Source organism: Mesorhizobium sp. W067 (assembly GCF_054719525.1).
Genome location: NZ_JBTTII010000001.1, coordinates 2,325,799 through 2,343,582, shown reverse-complemented (window position 1 = coordinate 2,343,582; position 17,784 = coordinate 2,325,799). Strand labels below are relative to the sequence as shown.

Below are 17,784 nucleotides of genomic sequence, written 5' to 3'. Positions count from 1 at the left end.
TCTGTCCGGCGTCTTAAATGTTGACTCATTTTGTCCGGTATTGCACTGACTAATAAACATGATTATTCGAGTCAAGAAATGAATCGGCATTTTTACAACGCTAGCCAGTTGCCCGGCACAGGAAAGGGATCGAAAGAGATGAACACCCACAATCCCAACGACTTCCGTTACCGCGTCCGCCGTTCCGAGGAGACGCCGACCCGCTTCGACCGGGTGCCGCTGGCGGTGCGGACGCTGTCCTCCAACACGCTGTTCCAGGGCGAGCACGAGATCGGCATCGAGCACCATGGGGCGCTCTATCGGCTGAAGATCACCCGCCAGGGCAAGCTCATCCTCAACAAGTGACGAAACAGCCAGGCAGGCCAAAACGCCAGGCAGGACAGGTAAGCAGGACATGGACCAGCGCGTAAAACCCGCACCGCATGAAATCCGGCGAGCGCGGGCAGACAATCCGAAAGCGCGCGAGCGCGATCTTGCCGCCGAGCTCGGTATTTCCGAAGCCGAGCTGGTGGCCGCGCATTGCGGCGACGGTGTCGTGCGCGTCGAGCCCAGGGTCAACGATCTTCTGACCGGCCTCGACGCCGTCGGCGAAGTGATGGCGCTGACCCGCAACGAAAGCGCGGTGCACGAGAAGATCGGCGTCTACGACAAGGTTGTCACAGGCGCGCACAATGCCATGGTGCTGGGCGAAAACATCGACCTGCGTATCTTTCCAAAGGTCTGGGCGCATGGCTTTGCCGTGGAAAAGCGCGACGGTGGCGACATCCGCCGCAGCCTGCAATTCTTCGACGCGGCCGGCGATGCGGTGCACAAGGTGCATCTGCGGCCGGCGTCCAATCTCTATGCCTACCAGAAGCTCGTGGCCGCACTCGAATCGCCGAACCAGGAGGCGACCGTGTCTATCGCAGGCCTGGCCGACGACGACGCGGAGACGTCGGGCATTGCCGCAGACATCGATGATCTGCGCGACCGCTGGAGCCGGCTGACCGACGTCCACCAGTTCTTTGGCATGTTGAAAGCGCTGAAGCTCAGCCGCCGCCAGGCCGTGCGCATGGTCGGCCAGGACTATGCCTGGCTGCTCGACAATGACGCCATCGGCGCCATGTTCCACCATGCCGCCGCCGACGGCATGCCGATCATGTGTTTTGTCGGAAACCGAGGCTGCATCCAGATCCATTCCGGCCCGGTCAAGTCGATCAAGCCGATGGGGCCGTGGATCAACGTCATGGACGAGACCTTCCATTTGCATCTGCGCACCGACCACATCCAGGAGGTGTGGGCGGTGCGCAAACCGACCAAGGACGGTCATGTCACCTCGCTCGAAGCCTATGGCGCCGACGGCAAGATGATCATCCAGTTCTTCGGCAAGCGCCGTGAAGGCGAGGGCGAGCGCGACGACTGGCGGTTCCTTGCCGAGAACCTGCCGCGCATTCCAAGCCCGACCGCAGCCTGAGGAAACGACGATGATTTCACTGTTCAGGACGCTTGCCGCGGCCATGGGCCTGTCGCTGTTTATTGCCGCCCCAGTGCCGGCCAGCGAGAACGTGGCCGTGTTGGCCGACACGTCGCGGATCGTGGCGATCGGCGGTTCGATCACCGAGATCGTCTACGCGCTTGGCGAGGAAGGTCATCTCGTCGCCCGCGATTCGACCAGCCGCTACCCCGCCGCCGCGGTCGCGCTGCCCGACGTCGGCTATATGCGCCAGCTGTCGCCGGAAGGCGTGTTGTCGGTCAATCCTTCGGGCATTCTGGCGCTGCATGGCAGTGGGCCGAAGGAAGCGGTCGATGTGCTGAAAAAGTCGAGCGTTCCGTTCATCGACGTGCCCGAGCATTACAGCCATGACGGCATCCTGGAAAAGATCCGCATCGTCGGCAAGGCGCTTGGCGTCGACGCCAAGGCCGAGACGCTGGTGGCTGAGACCGACGCCAAGCTGAAGGCGGCCGAGAAGCAGACGGCGTCGATCAAGCAGCGCAAGCGCATCCTGTTCGTGCTGTCGATCCAGGGCGGCAAGATCCTGGCCGCCGGCACCGACACCGCCGGCGACGGCATCATCAAGCTCGCCGGTGCGGTCAACGCCGTCGAAGGTTTTTCCGGCTACAAGCAGATGTCCGACGAGGCGATCGTCACTGCCAGGCCGGACGTGATCCTGGCCATGAAGAATGCCGGCCCGCCGATTGCGGAGGCCGAGCTGTTCGCCATCCCGTCGATCACCTCGACGCCGGCGGGCGAAGGCCGCAAGCTGACCCTGATGGATGGCAGCTATCTCCTCGGCTTCGGGCCGCGCACGGCCGATGCCATCCACGATCTGGCCGCCTCGCTCTATGGCAGCCAGGTCACGGACTGAGCCGATGGTGGATCAGTCGATCGCCGGCGCGGCGGGCAAGGTGGCCGAGGGCGATCGTTCCGGGCGCGCTCGCCTGGTTATTGTGCTCCTGTGTGTGGCGCTTGCCCTTTCGATGTTCCTGTCGCTGAGGTCGGGCGCTTCCGATGCATCGGCCGTTGGTGTCATTCGTGACTGGCTGACCGGCGCCACGCCGGACGACGCCGCGCTTGGTGCCCGCGACCGGTTGATCGTCTACGATATCCGCATGCCGCGCGTACTGCTCGGTGTGCTCATCGGGGCGGCACTGGCCGTATCGGGTGCGGTCATGCAAGGCCTGTTTCGCAACCCGCTCGCCGATCCCGGCCTGATTGGCGTTTCCGCCGGGTCGAGCCTCGGCGCGGTCGCCGTCATCGTGCTCGGCACGACGTGGCTGGCGCCGCTCACTCTGGCGCTCGGCGGGCTGGCCTTGCCGCTCGCCGCTTTCTGCGGCGGCCTTGCGGTCACGCTGGTGCTCTACCGCGTCGCCACGCGGCAGGGGCGCACATCGGTCGCTACCATGCTGCTTGCCGGCAATGCGCTCGCAGCCCTTGCCATGGCGCTGACCGGTATCCTGATTTTCATGGCCGACGACCGGCAGTTGCGCGACCTGACCTTCTGGCAACTGGGCTCGCTGGGCGGCGCGACCTGGCCGAAGATCGCTTCCGTCGGTCCGATCATCATCCTGGCGCTTGCGGCAATGCCGTTCCTGGCCAAAGGCCTCAACGCCCTGGCGCTCGGCGAGGCGACGGCCGGACATCTCGGCATCCCGGTACAGCGGCTGAAATACACCGCGATCGTCGGCGTCTCGGCAGCGGTCGGCGCCTCTGTCGCAGTCAGCGGAGGCATCGGTTTTGTCGGCATCGTCGTGCCGCATCTGCTGCGGCTGCTGATCGGTCCGGACAATCGCTATCTTTTGCTCGCATCGGCGCTGCTCGGCGCCTCGATGCTGCTTCTTGCCGACGCAGTTGCCCGCGTCATCGTGGCGCCGGCCGAATTGCCAATCGGCATCGTCACGGCGATCGCCGGCGCGCCGTTCTTCCTCTGGATCCTGCTGCGCAAGCGCGGCGTAATCGACTTGTGAGGCGGCATGATCGAAGCACGCGATGTCTCGGTGGCGATCGGCGGCAAGCGCATTGTTGCCAATGTCGATTTCGTCGCGCGGCCGGGCGAAATTGCGGCAATCGTCGGACCCAACGGCTCGGGCAAGACGACGTTTTTGAAGGCGTTGTCGGGCGATCTGGCGTTTGCGGGGACAGTGGCCGTCAACGGGCGCGACCTCTCCGCGATGAAGCCGGTGGAGGCCGCGACTGTGCGTGCCGTGCTGCCGCAGGCCGCGACGCTGTCCTTTCCCTTCACCGTGCACGAAGTGGTCAGGCTCGGCCTTATCGGCGGCCGTTCCGGCGTTCTGCCGGGCGAAGATGATCGTCTGCCCGAGCGGGCGCTGGTGCGGGTCGACCTCGACGGCTTTGCCGGCCGCTTCTATCAGGAGCTTTCGGGCGGCGAACAACAGCGTGTGCAACTGGCGCGCGTGCTGTGCCAGGTCTGGGCGCCGGTGCTCGACGGCAAGCCGCGCTATCTCTATCTCGACGAGCCGGTCTCCAGCCTCGATATCAAGCACCAGCTGATCATCATGAACATCGCCCGCGATTTCGCCCGGCGCGGCGGCGGTGTGATCGCCATCCTGCACGACCTCAATCTGACGGCCATGTATGCCGACCGGATTTTCGTGATGCATCGCGGCCGGCTCGCCGCCGACGGTTCACCGCAGGAGGTGCTGAGCGACGATCTGATCGAAAAGGTGTTCGATTGTCGGCTAAGGGTCGGTGTGTTGCCGGCGGCGAGCATGCCGTTCGTCTTGCCGCAGTCAGCCGCCTAAAAGCGCGTCGCGTTTGAACGGACTCAGGCGACGCGCTTTAGGTCTTTGTTTTTATGCATGTCGTTGTCTCAAAACCGGGGCCACTTTTGAGCGACATGCACTAGAAAACTCAGGCGGCCGGAGCTCGCTGGACCAGCATGTCGATGCCGAGCAAATGACGCACATTCGGGCGCGCCGCCACCATATCGGCGATGGTGTAGCGGGAGAGTACGGCAAAGAAGGCGTTGAGCGCCTCGCGCAGCGCCGAATTCAGCTGGCAGCTGTCGACCAGCGGGCATTCGGCGGCGTCGTTTTCGAAGCACTCGGCCATGGCGAAGCTCTCTTCGGTCACCCGTACGACGTCGAACAGGCTGATCTGCTCGGCGGGGCGGCCGATCCTCACGCCGCCATTCCTGCCGCGCACCGTCTCGACCAGGCCATGCTCGACCAGCGGCTGCAGGATCTTGAACAGGAAAAGCTCCGACACCGAATAGGCGGCCGCAATCTCGGGGATGCGGCTCAGGCGATCGTTGTTGGCGGCGCAATACATCAGGATGCGCATGGCGTAGTTGGTCTGGCGCGTCAGCCGCATTTAATTCCTCACCCGAGTGCTGGCGCGCTGGAACTGCACCAGATTTTAGATTGTGCTGGTGCGGCTTTCTCACCCGGAGTTTCGGATTCGCCCACACTGGCCTGATCGGAATATGGCCTATACCTTGGAACAATTCCAGACTGGGATTGCATGATAGATGAACATTCTTGTCAACTTTGCGTGCGAAACCGGCAATCCCCGGACGAAATCGGCCCATCCGATCATGCTACGGGCCCAAACACCCCCTAAATAGCCCATGCCAGATAGCCAAGAGATCGATGAGGAGCGGCGTATCATGTCCCAATCGGCTTCGTCCCTGGCGCCTGGCGGTTTTGATGCCGAGACGGGCGCCAAGCTTTTCGCGTTGCGGCGGACAAAGTTCCTCGCCACGGCTGCGCTGGTGCTTTGCGTCGTGGTTTTTGCCGTGGCCAAATCGTCCGAGGCCAAGTATCCGTGGCTGGGCTTCGTGGCGGCCTTCGCCGAGGCGGCGACCATTGGCGGCCTGGCCGACTGGTACGCGGTGGTGGCGCTGTTCAAGCGGCCGCTGGGCCTGCCGATCCCGCACACCGCCATCATCCCAGCGAACCAGAACCGCATCGCCGATAATCTGGGCCGCTTCATCGAGGTCAATTTTCTGGCGCCGGAGCCGGTGCGGGAAAAGCTGGCCGAGGTCGATTTTGCAGCACTCGTCGCCGACTGGCTGACTGACGCCGAACGCTCTGCCGGCCTGTCACGCTTCGTCGTACGGCTGGTCCCGCAGACGCTTGCGGCGATCGAGCAATCCGGCCTGCGCGGCTTCGTCACCAGCCGCATGCTGGAGCAGATCGACAAGGTGCCGCTGGCGCCGCTCGCGGCCGAATTGCTGTCGGCACTGACCGACGACCGCCGCCACCAGAAACTCTTCGACGAATTCACCAGGGTGATCGGCCGGTTCCTGAACGATGAAGAGGCGCTGGCGACCATGCGCGAGAAAATCCGCGAGGAATTGCCGTCGCTGTTCAACCTGTTCAGAGCCGACGCCTATCTGCTGAAGAAGATAGTCGCTTCCGCCGGTTCGCTGCTTGACGAGGTGCGGGCCGACCCCGACCATCCGATGCGCGCCGAATTCGACCGTTTCGCGCACAGCTTCATCGAGCGGCTCAGAACCTCGAAGCAATACGCCAAACGGGCCGAGAAGCTGAAACGCGATTTCCTGGCGCGGCCGGAAGTGAAGTCGCTCGCCGGCGACATGTGGCAGAGCCTCAGCCTGTTCATCGAACAGGACGCCAAGGCGGAGAATTCGATTGTTCGCGCGCATCTCGCCAACATGTTCGTCGAGGTCGGCCGCCATCTCTCAGGCGATCCGCAGATCAGGGCCGACATGAACCAGGGCTTTGTCGTGGCGCTGTCGTCATTCGTCGAGAGCCAGAAGAGCGGTGTGTCGACGTTCATCGCCGATCAGGTCAAGCGCTGGGACCTTGCCCAGCTGACGAGGCTGATCGAGATGAACATCGGCAGGGACCTGCAATATATCCGCTTCAATGGCATGATTATTGGCGGCCTGGCCGGTCTCGTGCTCTACACGGCGGAGAGGCTGTTTCTCGCTGGCTGATGCTGCATTTGCCGCTGAATTGCTTGGGCGTCCGAATGGACACACGGCGCGCGAGTGCTATTGTCCAGAACAGGGTTCAGCATTTGCGACAACTGGGGAGCACGAGCAATGGCCAAACAACCCGACTCGGATTCATTCCTGGACATGTTCAGCCGGTTCGGCCGTGACCTGAAGGTGCCGAATGTCGAGGCGATCCTTGCGCATCATCGCAAGAACCTCGAGGCCCTGGAAAGATCGGCGCGGGCGGGAGCTGCCGGCGCGACCTCATTGTTGTCCAGACAGCGCGAGATGCTGCAGGACACGCTGCGTGAAGTCAGCGACATGGCGCAGAGCTACAAGGCGCCGGGCAATCCCCAGGAACTGATGACAAAACAGGCGGAGTTCGCCAGGAAATCCTTCGAAGCCGCCCTGAAAAATGCCGGCGAAGTGGCCGAGCTGGTCAAGAAATCCGGCACCGAATCGATCGAAATCCTGCGCAGCCGCATCAAGGAAGCGATGGAGGAAATCCGCTCGGGCTATGACAAGAAGTGACTCTCAACGCAACCATGAGAGGAGTGGGCCGGTTGCGGCGCATGAGCATGGACGAGGGACGCTGTTTGGCGGAAAATGGCGGAACGGAATCGCAACGGGCGAATTGACAGGAGCCGTCCGTTCGTGGTCCGAGGCACTGGGAGCCACCGGGAAAGCAGGAATGACGGAACTACGGCCGAAAACGCCGCCGACCTTCGAGCAGTTAAGGGCGATGGCCGGGCAGGAGCTCGGCGTGTCGGAATGGACGACCGTCGACCAGAACCGCATCAACCAGTTTGCCGAATGCACAGGCGACCATCAGTGGATCCACGTCGATCCGGAGCGGGCGAAGCGGCAGAGCCCATTTCGCACCACGATCGCGCATGGCTATCTGACGCTGTCGATCATCGGCGCGCTGGCGCTGGGCATGGGCATCGTACCCGAAAACACGCAAGCCGCCTTCAATTACGGCTTCGACAAGGTGCGGTTCCTGGCGCCCGTCAGGGTCGGCGCACGCATCCGGCTGCGCACGACGCTGTTGTCGGTGGAGGACAAGGGGCCGGGCCAGTATCTGATGAAGGCCGCCAATACGGTCGAGATCGAGGGCGAACAGAGGCCGGCGCTGACCGCCGAAACGCTGGTCATGCTTTATGAGCGGCGCAAGCGGGCGGGAGCGTAAGCTCCCTATCTTCGGTCATGATGGCTGTTGCCGCACCGACACCCTGCCGCCGGCGCGGGTCGAGAGCAGTGCCAGCAACAGCGCAGCCACCGCCAGGACCGTTGCCGTCTGAAAGGTAACCTGCATGCCGTGCGCGGCTGCCGCTGAGGTCAGCATGTCCTGGCTTTGCCGTTCTCCCGTCGAGGCAGCCGCAAAAATGGCGCCCATAAGCGATGCGCCGGTGATCAGGCCGAGATTGCGCGACAGATTGAGCAGGCCGGACACCACGCCGCGCTCGGCGGCAGCGACACCGCTCATGACGGCGGCATTGTTGGATGTCTGGAACAGGGCGTACCCGAAGCAGGTGACGGCGATCGGCACGATATAGCTGGCAATGCCGAGTTTTGTTGCGGCGAGCGACAACAATGAGGTTCCGACGGCAAGACTGAACAGTCCGACGACCATCATCCTGTGCGCGCCGAAGCGATCGGTGAGGCGGCCGGCGACGAGCGCCGAGAGCGCGGAGACCAGCGGACCTGTCGACAGGACCACGCCGACCATCGCAGCATTGAGCCCCAGCGCTCGCGACAGATAGAATGGAGCGACCACCAGGGTCGCCATCATCACTGTGGCGACAACGAGGTTCGTGGCGAGGCTGGCGCTGAGCCGGATGTCGTACAACCGGGCAAGCCGGATCAAGGGATTCTTCGCCCTCTTCTGCGCGACGCCGAACAGAACGACGCCGATGCCGGCGGCAACCAGCAGGCCGGTGTTGAGGGCGCCGAAATGGCCGTGGCCGAGCGTCATGGCCAGTGCATAGGCGGCGAGCGTCAGGCCTAGCAAGACCGTCCCGATCGCGTCGAACCCGCCTTGAACGCCCGCAGCCTTGCCGCGGGCAGGCAGGGCCAGCCAGGCGAGGGCAAAGGTCAGGAGGCCGAGCGGCACATTGACGAGGAAGATCGCCCGCCAGCCGAAGCCGGCGATCAGCAAGCCGCCGAGCGAGGGGCCGAGCGTCGTGCCGATCGCCGACATGGCGCCGAGCAGGCCCATGGCGCTGCCGGTTCGTTCCTTGGCTACGGTCTCAGCGACAAAGGCCAGCGTCAGCGCCATCATCAGCGCCGCGCCCAGTCCTTGCACCGCGCGCGCCGCGATCAGCAGCCACAGCGTCGGCGCAAGGCCGCAGAGCACCGAGGCCAGCGTGAACAGTGCGATGCCGCCGAGCAGCAATGGCCGGCGGCCGAACATGTCGGCCAGCCGTCCGGCGCTGATGATCAGGGCGGTGATGGCGAGCAGATAGGCAAGAACCACCCATTGCACCGACTGGAACGACGCGCCGAAGGCCTGCATCAGGGAAGGCAGGCCGACGCTGGCGATGCTGGTTCCGAGCGAGGAGAGCAGCGTGGCGAGCGACAGGCTGGCCAATGCCAGAACTGGGGATTGGACCTGTTGCGGCGCCAATGCGCGTTCGTTTCCAGTCTGTTCAGCAATTGCCATGGCGATCTCCTTCTTGTCGACCCGGAAACCGGATCTGTCGGAGATCTAGTCGTTAAGGTGGCATAGCGAAAGGCGCAGCATTTGCATGTTATTCATGCATGAAACGCCATGTCATGCTATAGTGCGACGATGACCTCGCCTGATCTCAATCTGTTGTTCGCTCTAGACGTCCTGCTGGCCGAAGGCAGTGTGGCGCGCGCCGCGACGCGGCTGCGGCTCAGCCCTTCGGCGATGAGCCGCACACTGGCGCGGCTGCGGGAGGCGACCGGCGATCCGCTGCTGGTTCGCGCCGGCCGTGGTCTGGTGCCGACGCCACGCGCGGAGGAACTGCGGCAGCAGGCCGGCCGCGTTGTCCAGGAGGCAGAAACGTTGCTGCGCCCGGCAAGGCTGCTCGATCTCGCGAAGCTGGACCAGATATTCACACTGCGCACCAATGAAGGGTTCGTCGAGGAATTTGGGCCGCGTCTGGTCGCCCGCATCCAGGCCGAGGCATCAGGCGTGCGGCTGCGCTTTGCCTCCAAATCCGACAAGGACGTCGCCTCGCTGCGCGACGCGGCGATCGATCTGGAAATCGGCGTTGCCGGCGAAACCGGACCGGAGGTGCGCATCCAGGCGCTGTTTCGCGACCGCTTCGTCGGCGCGGTGCGATCTGGCCATCCATTGGGCGAAGGTGCGGTGACGCCGGAGCGCTATGCGGCCGGCCGCCACATCAGCGTTTCCAGGAGTGGCCGCGAGAAGGGGCCGATCGACGAGGCTTTAAGCGGGCTCGGCCTGCAGCGGACCGTCGTGTGCATGGTCTCCGGCTTCTCGGCCGCCCTTGCCATGGCGCGTGCGTCGGACCTGATCGCCAGCGTGCCCGAACGGCATACAGAGAGCGGACGGGCCGGCATGGTCAGCTTTCCCCTGCCGGTCCCCACGGTCGAGGTGACCATCTCGATGCTCTGGCATCCGCGGCTCGACGCCGATCCGGCGCAACGCTGGTTGCGCGACTGCGTGCGGGAGGTCTGCGCGGTGACTGGCGGCGTCAATGCGCCATTGCCGCCTCAAGCACCTTGAAAATCCGCTCGTCTCCGCACTGGGCAACGTTGAAGCGCAGGAAGCGGCTGGCGGTTCCCGACAGGCTGAACGCATTGCCGGGCGCCAGCACGATGTTATCGGCCAGTGCACGGCGGGCAATTTCGGCCGCATCTACGCCATCGGGCAGGCTGCACCATAAAAACAGGCCGGCCGGCTGGTCGATCCAGGGCGTGATGCCGATCGTTTTCAGGCGCGCGCCCGTCTCGCCCATGGCGCGGGAAAGGCGCGCCCGCAGCAGATCCATGTGCTTGCGATAGCTGCCGTCCCTGAGCAGCGCCAGCACCAGCTCGGCCGCCAGCCGCCCGCCGCCGAAGGTGGTGGCGATCTTGAGGTCGGTGAGTTGCTCGATCCAGTCGCGGGGTGCTGCGATGAAGCCGCAGCGCACCGAGGCCGACAGTGTCTTGGAGAAGCTGCCGATATGGACGACGCGGTTGAGGCCGTCGAACGCGGCCAACCTCGGCGCGGGGCTGTGCTCGAAATCGGCGAAAATATCGTCCTCGACGATGGTCAGGTCCGACTGGTCGGCGAGCTTCAGCAGCCGATGCGCGGTGACCGGCGACAGGATCGCGCCGGTCGGATTATGGATGGCGGAATTGGTGATGTAGAGGCGCGGCCTGTGCTCGGCCAGCGCCTGCGCGAACAGCTCGATATCCGGGCCCGATTGAGTGTAGGGCACGCTAACGACCTTGGCGCGGTGGGCGCGCAGCAGCGCGTGGAAATTGAAATAGCAGGGGTCGTCGACCAGCACGGTATCGCCCGGCTCGATCAGGAAGCGGCAGAGAAGATCGATGGCCTGCGTGCCCGATTCCGTCAGCATGATCTGTTCGGGCGAGACTTCGATGCCGTGCCCCGCCATGCGCCGCGCCAGCAACTGCCGCAGCGGTGGCAGGCCGAGCGGCGTGCCGTAGTCGGCGAGGTCGACATCGTCGGCGCGCGCCACCGTGCGCAGCGCCCGGCGCAGAGCGGATTGCGGCATCCATGAGGCCGGCATCCAGCCGCAGCCGGGTTTCAGCATCTCGCCGCCAGCTTCCAGCGACTGGCGCGAGACCCACAGTGGATCGATGGCGCGGTCGAGCCGCGGGCCGATCTCGGCCAGCGACAATGGCGCCAGTGAGCCGGCGGCATAAAATCCCGAGCCAGGCCGGGAGCGGATCGCGCCTTCGGCGGCAAGCCGCTCATAGGCCTCGACCACGGTCGATTTGGACACCTGCATGGCTTTGGCGAAGGCGCGGATCGAGGGCAGCCGCGCGCCCGGCGTCAGGCTGCGCGCGGCGATGCGCTGGCGGATGGTCGCCATGACAGTCTCGACCAAAGTGGTCGCGACAAGGCTGTGTGTGCCGTCGGTTTTCAAAGCGGGTTCCGTCATCCGTACTGCTCGATCGGCCATTACAGTTTGATCGAATTGTACCGCATTGTCTCTGGCTCCGCCATACGCGCCGGCCCGATAGAGGGCGAAAGCAATGGAGCCTGGAATGGACAAGACTGCGAGCGGCTGGGTGAACGGATTCATCGGCGTGTTGATCTTCTCAGGCTCGCTGCCGGCGACGCGCGTGGCGGTGGCGGATTTCGATCCGACCTTCCTGACCTCTGCCCGCGCGGCGATTGCCGGACTGCTCGGTCTGGCGATGCTCATCCTGTTCCGGCAGAAACGCCCGGAGCGGAGCGATTTTGTATCGCTGGTGATCGTCGCCCTTGGCGTGGTTGTCGGCTTTCCTCTGCTCACCGCTCTGGCGCTCAAGCACGTCACCTCTGCTCATTCCATCATCTTCGTCGGCCTGCTGCCGCTGGCCACCGCGATCTTCGGCGTGCTGCGCGGCGGCGAGCGTCCGCGGCCAGCCTTCTGGCTGTTTTCCTGCATCGGCAGCGCGCTGGTCGCGGGCTTTGCCCTGATGCAAGGCGTGACGGCGTCACCGGTCGGCGACGGCCTGATGCTGGCCGCCATCATCGTCTGCGGCCTGGGCTACGCCGAGGGGGCCGCACTATCGCGCGGGCTCGGCGGTTGGCAGGTGATCTGCTGGGCGCTGGCGATCTCGCTGCCGATCATGCTGGTGCTGACGTTCGCGACGCTGCCGCCATCCTTTGCCGCCGTCGGTTCCCACGCCTGGATCGGTCTGGCCTATGTCTCGCTGTTCAGCATGCTGATCGGCTTCGTGTTCTGGTATCGCGGCCTGGCGCAAGGCGGCATCGCAGCAGTCAGCCAATTGCAGTTGCTGCAGCCTTTCTTCGGCCTGGCGCTGGCGGCGACGCTGCTGCACGAGCAGGTCAGCCCGCTGATGGTGGTTGTCACGCTCGGCGTGGTGGCCTGTGTGTTCGGGGCGAAAAAGTTTGCGCGGTAGTTTCCAGTGACGGACAGCGCTGCCGCTCCTAAAACTTAGTCACCACGCCAATACCAATACCCTCAAACCCGCCCATCGCCATCAGCGCGGCGGGCGCCTCGTCGAGGCTGAGCTTCTTGCCGACCAGCAGCTCGGGCCTGAGCTTGCCGGTGCGGATCATCTCCATCATTGCGGGGTAGCGGTAGGCCTGCATGCCGTGGCTGCCGAGGATTTCGAGTTCGAAGGCAATCACCTTGTCCATCGGCACTTGTGGTCGTGCATGTTCGCCCAGCATCAGGCCGACCTGCACGTGACGGCCGCGCCGGCGCAGGTTCGCAATCGAATTGAACGATGTGGTGGGGTGACCGAGGGCGTCCATCGACATATGCGCGCCGCCATTGGTGATCTGCTTGACCGCCTTGACCACGTTCGGCGTCGTCGAGGCGTTGATGGTCGCCACGGCGCCAATCTTTTTGGCGAATTCCAGCTTCTCGTCGGTGAGGTCGATGGCGATGACATTGGCGCCCATCGAGCTGGCGATCATGATCGCCGACAGGCCGACGCCGCCGCAGCCATGCACCGCCACCCATTCGCCTGGCGTCACCCGGCCCTGGTCGACAATGGCGCGAAACGAGGTGACGAAGCGGCAGCCGAGGCTGGCGGCGGTGGCGAATTCCATCTCCCCGGGCAGGCGCACGAGATTGGTGTCGGCATGGTCGATAGCGACATATTCGGCAAACGAGCCCCAGGCGGTGAAGCCCGGCTGGGACTGATGCTCGCAGACCTGATGGTTGCCTGAGGTGCATTCGAAACAGCGGCCGCAGCCGACGCAGAACGGCACGGTGACACGCTCGCCGGCCTTCCAGCGGGTCACCCGCTTGCCGGCGGCAACGACGATGCCCGCCAGTTCGTGGCCCGGCACATGCGGCAGCGTGATGCCGTCATCATGACCCATCCAGCCATGCCAGTCGCTGCGGCACAGCCCCGTCGCCTCAACCTTGATAACGACGCCTTCCGGCGCCGGCTTCGGATCGGGCACGGTCTGGATCGTCGGCGCTTCGCCGAATTTTTCGAAGACGACGGCTTTCATCGGCAGGTCCTTACTGTGGTTTGTTCAATTGTGCCCAGCGTTGCCAGGCGGCCGTTCGAGAAGCCGCTGCCACGCCCGAAACCAGTCGCTTGCCTCGGCGTCCCAGGGCCAGATGCCCTCGACCGTGGGATAGATCAGCTGCATGACACGAAAATCCAACCCGTCATAGAACCAGATATCCCAGCCGAAGTGCTCGCGGTAGTGGTCGATGTGCACGGAGCCAAACTGGCATTCGAAACCTTCGACAAAGCCCGACGATCGTTGTCCCGGCTGGAAAACCTCGCCCGCACGGATGCGCCTGCAATACTCGTTGATGATGAACTTGGAGATTTCCGGCTTCAGGCCGATCACGATCAGTTCGGGTGCCTTGAAGTTGTGTTCGATACCGACGGAATAGGCAAAGGGCGCAAGCTCCTCTTCTTCCAGCACATACAGGATATGGCAGCCATATTCCTCGATGTCGGCAAGCGTCCTGGCTTCATCCGCGTCCTTGGCTTCCCTATTCCGCATCGATCTGATTCTCCGGCGCCGCCTTCCGGAAAGCCGGCAGCGCCATGCAGGCGGCGTGGATGCGCGATATCTCGGGGTAGGGCGTCAGGTCGACGCCGAAGCGGGCGTTGCTAGCGATCTGGGCGACCAGGCAGATATCGGCCAGCCCCGGTGAGTCGCCGTGGCAGAAGGTGCCTGTCTGCGCCGATGAAGCCAGAATCTTTTCAAGCGGCTGAAAACCTTCGTTCACCCAGTGGCGGAACCAGTTGACGACGTCCTGATCGCCGGCGCCGAACAAAGTGCGCAGCGAGGTCAGCACGCGCAGATTGTTCACCGGATGGATGTCGCAGGCAATCATCTGCGCCAGCATTCGCACGCGGGCGCGGTCGAGCGCGTCCTTCGGCAGCAGCGGCGGTTCGGGATTGGTCTCGTCGAGATATTCGATGATCGCCAGCGATTGCGTCAAAAGCGTGCCGTCGCTGAGGATCAGCGCCGGCACCAGCGCCTGCGGATTGACCGCGCGGTAGGCCGGCTCCAGATGGTCGCCATGACGCAGATGATGCGGCACGTAGTCGTAGGTCAGGCCCTTCATCTCGAGCGCGATGCGCACCCTGTAGGAGGTGGAGGAGCGGTAATAATTGTGGAGGACGAGATCGCTCATTGGATCACGACTTGCCAATGGGATCTTGGCCGATGGGATCTTGGCCGATGGTGATCTCGATGGCGCCGATGCCGTCGACGCCGCCGGTCATCGTCTGGCCGGCTGCGACCGCGCCGACGCCGGCCGGCGTGCCGGTGAAGATCAGGTCGCCCGGTTGTAGTGCAACCGACTCGCTGCAGATCGAGACGATGTCGGATATCGGCCAGATCAGCTCGGCGAGATCGCCATCCTGTTTCACCGCGCCGTCGACGGCGAGCCAGATGCGGCCTTTTTGCGGGTGGCCGGATTGTGCGGCAGGGACCAGTGGACCGCAGGGCGCCGAGCGGTCGAAGGCTTTCGACCAGTCCCAGGGCCGCGCTGCTTTCTTGGCCTCGTCCTGCAGGTCGCGGCGGGTGAGGTCGATGCCGACGCCGTAGCCCCAGACATGGTCGAGCGCTTGCGCGCGGGGAATGCGGAAGCCGGCCTTGCCGATCGCCGCGACCAGTTCGATCTCGTGATGCAGGTTCTTGGTCAAAAGCGGGTAGGGGATCGTCGTGCCGCTATCGACCACCGCATCGGCCGGCTTGGTGAAGAAGAAGGGCGGGTCGCGCTCGTCATTGCCGAGTTCGCGGGCGTGGGCGGCGTAGTTGCGGCCGACGCAGAAGATGCGGCGCACCGCAAAGCGTGCCGGCGAGCCTGCAATGGCGACCGATGGTGTTGCGGGCAAGGGAAGGACGAAGTCTGTCATGCGGGGTCTCTGCCTGGGTTGTTGCCGGCACATTCGACCGATTTGGACGGCCGGGCAAGGCGTCAGCGCCAGCAAAAGCATCGGCTGCGCCTTGATTGTCGGATAAAGTCGGCTTCGCCTCCGGGGGTTAAGATGGCGATAGACTATTTGCCAATAAGCTGGCCATACCAGCGGGAGTATCGTGCCCACGGAGAACTGAAACGAACACCATGACCGCAATCAACGATCGCGCCCGGTTTCTGATCATCGACGACCATCCGCTGTTTCGCGAGGCGCTGCACAGCGCCGTGCAGATGGCCTATCCGGAAGTCGACACGGTGGAGGCGCGCTCGATCGCCGAGGCACTCGATCTTCTGGGTGGGATAAAACCGTTCGATCTGGCGCTGCTCGATCTCAACATGCCCGATGTCCATGGTTTCGACGGGCTGCTGCAGCTCAGGACCCGCCATCCGCGGCTGCCGGTGGTCGTCGTGTCGGGTTATGAGGAGCCGAAGATCATCTCCGAGGCGCTGTCCTATGGCGCGGCCGGCTTTATCCCGAAATCGGCGCGCAAGAGCGATCTCGCCGCCGCCATCCGTTCGGTGATGGAGGGCGCGATCTATGTGCCGGAGACCTATGAGGGACAGCCACCCGACGCCGACAGCGCCGACCGCGCCGATATGGTGCAGCGGCTGGCCAAACTGACGCCGCAGCAGCTGCGCGTGCTGCAGATGCTGCGCCAGGGCCTGCTGAACAAGCAGATCGCCTACGAGCTGCAGGTCGGCGAGACCACGGTCAAGGCGCATGTCTCGGAGATCCTGCGCAAGCTCAACGTCTACAGCCGCACGCAAGCGGTGATTGAGGTGTCGAAGCTGGACAATGCGGAGCTGTTTCGCGATCAGGCCGGGTTTTGATCTTTACCCTCCCCCTTGTGGGGAGGGTCGATCCGCGAAGCGGAGCGGGGTGGGGGAGCTTGGCGCTGCACCCCGCCCCGGCGCTGCGCGCCGACCCTCCCCATCGAGGGGAGGGTATGGGGCTCAAGCCAGCAAATGCGCCAGCAGCGCCCTTAGCTGCGCCGGTTTCAGCGGCTTGCGCATCAGTTCGATGCCGGCGGCGCGGGCGGCTTTGGCGACGGCCTCCGATCCGTCGGCGGTGACGATCAGCGCCGGCACGGCGCGGCCGAGATAATCGCGCACTTCGGCTATTGTTGCGGTGCCGAGGTCGCCGTCGTCGAGATGCTGGTCGGCAATGACGATGTCGGGCACCCAGTCGGTGTCGCCGAGCAGGCTGAGCGCATCCTCGGTCGAGGTCGCGGCACGCACCAGGCACTGCCAGCGCTCGAGCAGGAAGGTCATCGCCTGCAACACATCGGCGTCGTTTTCGACCAGCAGCACCTTGGTGCCGAACAGGCCGTAGCCGCGCGGCCGCTCCATCTCGGCAAGGCTGGCGATGGCGTCGGCGCTGGCGCCGATGCCGACCGGCACATCGATGTGGAAGATGGTGCCGCGCCCGACTTTCGACGAAAACGTCACGGGGTGGCCGAGCGCGGCGGCCATGCGCCGCACGATGGCAAGGCCCAGCCCCAGCCCGCCGCCGGAAATTCCGGTATCGGCCGGAATGGCGGAGCCGCGATGGAATTCCTCGAACACCGCCTCGCGCTGGTCGTCGGGAATGCCGCAGCCGGTGTCGGCGACATCGATGCGGATGGTGTCGCCGCGATGCCTGGTGCCGACCAGCACGCCGCCCGAGCGGGTATAGCGCAGCGCATTGGACAGGATGTTCTGCAGGATGCGGCGCAAAAGCGTGCGGTCCGAACGCACCACGGCGCTGACCGGGCGGAATTTCAGTGTCAGCCCCTTCAGCTTGGCAACCGGCTTGAAATCCGAGCGCAGCGACGAAAACAACGTCTCCAGATTGACGTCGCCAATGTCGGGCTGGACCACGCCGGCGTCGAGCTTGGAAATGTCGAGCAGCGTGCGCAACAGGTCTTCCATCGTCTCCAGCGAGCGCTCGACCTGACGGACGAGTTTCTTGCCCTCGTCGCTGGTCTGCACTTCGGCCAGTGCCGAGACCGAGAGGTGGGCGGCGTTCAGCGGCTGCAGCACGTCATGGCTGGCGGCGGCCAGGAACCTGGTCTTGGACAGGTTCGCCAGCTCGGCGTTTTCCTTGGCGGCGCTGAGGTCGATGTTCGACTGTTCCAGCCGGCGCAAGGTCGAGTGCAGTTCCTCGGTGCGCATGCGCACCCGGTTTTCCAGTGAAATTGCAGTCTGGAACAGCGAGAAGGCATTGCCCTGCTGGTCCATCGAGCGCTCGACGCGGCTGACCAGAGCGGCGTTGATCTTCTTCAGCCTGTCGACGTCGTCGATGTCCCTGAGCGGCATGG

The 17,784-nt window shown here is 64.3% G+C and carries 19 protein-coding genes; 11 read left to right on the top strand and 8 right to left on the bottom strand.

Annotated elements, in window-relative coordinates; all coding sequences use genetic code 11:
* Positions 1-138: 138 nt before the first annotated feature.
* From hemP to ACYG97_RS11595, 5 genes are read left to right on the top strand one after another with little or no spacing between them, the layout of a single operon-like run.
* On the top strand, positions 139-345 hold the full coding sequence (gene hemP, locus ACYG97_RS11615; protein WP_023673860.1) for a hemin uptake protein HemP: 207 nt from the start codon (positions 139-141) through the stop codon (positions 343-345).
* 49 nt (positions 346-394) lie between these two features.
* Positions 395-1,453, top strand: coding sequence for a hemin-degrading factor (locus ACYG97_RS11610; protein WP_023681730.1), 1,059 nt, complete (start codon positions 395-397; stop codon positions 1,451-1,453).
* A gap of 10 nt (positions 1,454-1,463) precedes the next feature.
* Complete coding sequence (locus ACYG97_RS11605; protein ID WP_031194752.1) at positions 1,464-2,345, top strand: heme/hemin ABC transporter substrate-binding protein; 882 nt, start codon at positions 1,464-1,466, stop codon at positions 2,343-2,345.
* A gap of 4 nt (positions 2,346-2,349) precedes the next feature.
* Complete coding sequence (locus ACYG97_RS11600; protein ID WP_460221579.1) at positions 2,350-3,444, top strand: FecCD family ABC transporter permease; 1,095 nt, start codon at positions 2,350-2,352, stop codon at positions 3,442-3,444.
* Positions 3,445-3,450: 6 nt separating this feature from the next.
* Positions 3,451-4,239: a heme ABC transporter ATP-binding protein gene (locus tag ACYG97_RS11595; RefSeq protein ID WP_023681728.1), complete on the top strand. Its 789-nt coding sequence runs from the start codon at positions 3,451-3,453 to the stop codon at positions 4,237-4,239.
* A 109-nt stretch (positions 4,240-4,348) separates the two neighbouring features.
* Here the strand turns inward: ACYG97_RS11595 and rirA are convergent, their stop codons facing one another.
* Positions 4,349-4,810, bottom strand: a complete 462-nt coding sequence (gene rirA, locus ACYG97_RS11590; protein ID WP_023672640.1) for an iron-responsive transcriptional regulator RirA — start codon at positions 4,808-4,810, stop codon at positions 4,349-4,351.
* Positions 4,811-5,105: 295 nt separating this feature from the next.
* On the opposite strand from rirA, the gene ACYG97_RS11585 reads away from it, so the two are divergent.
* The 3 genes from ACYG97_RS11585 (at position 5,106) to ACYG97_RS11575 (ending at position 7,590) form a co-directional block, all read left to right on the top strand.
* A complete protein-coding gene (locus tag ACYG97_RS11585) occupies positions 5,106-6,401 on the top strand; it encodes a DUF445 domain-containing protein (protein WP_023733728.1) in 1,296 nt (431 codons plus the stop codon).
* Between the two features lie 108 nt (positions 6,402-6,509).
* Positions 6,510-6,932: a phasin family protein gene (locus tag ACYG97_RS11580; RefSeq protein WP_023672638.1), complete on the top strand. Its 423-nt coding sequence runs from the start codon at positions 6,510-6,512 to the stop codon at positions 6,930-6,932.
* A 160-nt stretch (positions 6,933-7,092) separates the two neighbouring features.
* Complete coding sequence (locus tag ACYG97_RS11575; protein WP_023681725.1) at positions 7,093-7,590, top strand: MaoC family dehydratase; 498 nt, start codon at positions 7,093-7,095, stop codon at positions 7,588-7,590.
* Positions 7,591-7,605: 15 nt separating this feature from the next.
* Here ACYG97_RS11575 and ACYG97_RS11570 read toward each other — a convergent pair whose 3' ends face one another.
* A complete protein-coding gene (locus ACYG97_RS11570; RefSeq protein ID WP_023733727.1) occupies positions 7,606-9,063 on the bottom strand; it encodes an MFS transporter in 1,458 nt (485 codons plus the stop codon).
* Between the two features lie 129 nt (positions 9,064-9,192).
* Here ACYG97_RS11570 and ACYG97_RS11565 point away from each other — a divergent pair, with 129 nt between their 5' ends.
* Positions 9,193-10,119, top strand: coding sequence for a LysR family transcriptional regulator (locus ACYG97_RS11565; RefSeq protein WP_023733726.1), 927 nt, complete (start codon positions 9,193-9,195; stop codon positions 10,117-10,119).
* Here the strand turns inward: ACYG97_RS11565 and ACYG97_RS11560 are convergent.
* Complete coding sequence (locus ACYG97_RS11560; protein WP_023733725.1) at positions 10,088-11,506, bottom strand: aminotransferase-like domain-containing protein; 1,419 nt, start codon at positions 11,504-11,506, stop codon at positions 10,088-10,090. The genes ACYG97_RS11565 and ACYG97_RS11560 overlap by 32 nt on opposite strands.
* Before the next feature lie 106 nt (positions 11,507-11,612).
* On the opposite strand from ACYG97_RS11560, the gene ACYG97_RS11555 reads away from it, so the two are divergent.
* Positions 11,613-12,476 carry a DMT family transporter gene (locus ACYG97_RS11555; RefSeq protein WP_023733724.1) on the top strand — a complete coding sequence of 288 codons (864 nt, stop codon included), beginning with the start codon at positions 11,613-11,615 and terminating at the stop codon, positions 12,474-12,476.
* 28 nt (positions 12,477-12,504) lie between these two features.
* Here ACYG97_RS11555 and ACYG97_RS11550 read toward each other — a convergent pair whose 3' ends face one another.
* Genes ACYG97_RS11550 through ACYG97_RS11535 form a run of 4 tightly spaced genes read right to left on the bottom strand, consistent with a single transcriptional unit; the run spans position 12,505 to position 15,422 of the window.
* Entirely contained in the window at positions 12,505-13,545 is a 1,041-nt protein-coding gene (locus ACYG97_RS11550) for a zinc-dependent alcohol dehydrogenase family protein (protein ID WP_023733723.1), read from the bottom strand.
* A 24-nt stretch (positions 13,546-13,569) separates the two neighbouring features.
* Positions 13,570-14,055, bottom strand: coding sequence for a DUF4262 domain-containing protein (locus ACYG97_RS11545; protein ID WP_031262190.1), 486 nt, complete (start codon positions 14,053-14,055; stop codon positions 13,570-13,572).
* Positions 14,045-14,695 (bottom strand): maleylacetoacetate isomerase, encoded by a 651-nt coding sequence (gene maiA, locus ACYG97_RS11540; RefSeq protein WP_023733721.1) that lies wholly within the window; start codon positions 14,693-14,695, stop codon positions 14,045-14,047. The genes ACYG97_RS11545 and maiA overlap by 11 nt, the downstream gene beginning before the upstream one ends.
* A 4-nt stretch (positions 14,696-14,699) precedes the next feature.
* Positions 14,700-15,422: a fumarylacetoacetate hydrolase family protein gene (locus ACYG97_RS11535; RefSeq protein WP_023733720.1), complete on the bottom strand. Its 723-nt coding sequence runs from the start codon at positions 15,420-15,422 to the stop codon at positions 14,700-14,702.
* A gap of 209 nt (positions 15,423-15,631) precedes the next feature.
* On the opposite strand from ACYG97_RS11535, the gene ACYG97_RS11530 reads away from it, so the two are divergent.
* On the top strand, positions 15,632-16,315 hold the full coding sequence (locus ACYG97_RS11530; protein WP_023672627.1) for a response regulator: 684 nt from the start codon (positions 15,632-15,634) through the stop codon (positions 16,313-16,315).
* A 123-nt stretch (positions 16,316-16,438) separates the two neighbouring features.
* Here ACYG97_RS11530 and ACYG97_RS11525 read toward each other — a convergent pair whose 3' ends face one another.
* Positions 16,439-17,782, bottom strand: coding sequence for a hybrid sensor histidine kinase/response regulator (locus tag ACYG97_RS11525; protein WP_023672626.1), 1,344 nt, complete (start codon positions 17,780-17,782; stop codon positions 16,439-16,441).
* Positions 17,783-17,784: the final 2 nt, after the last annotated feature.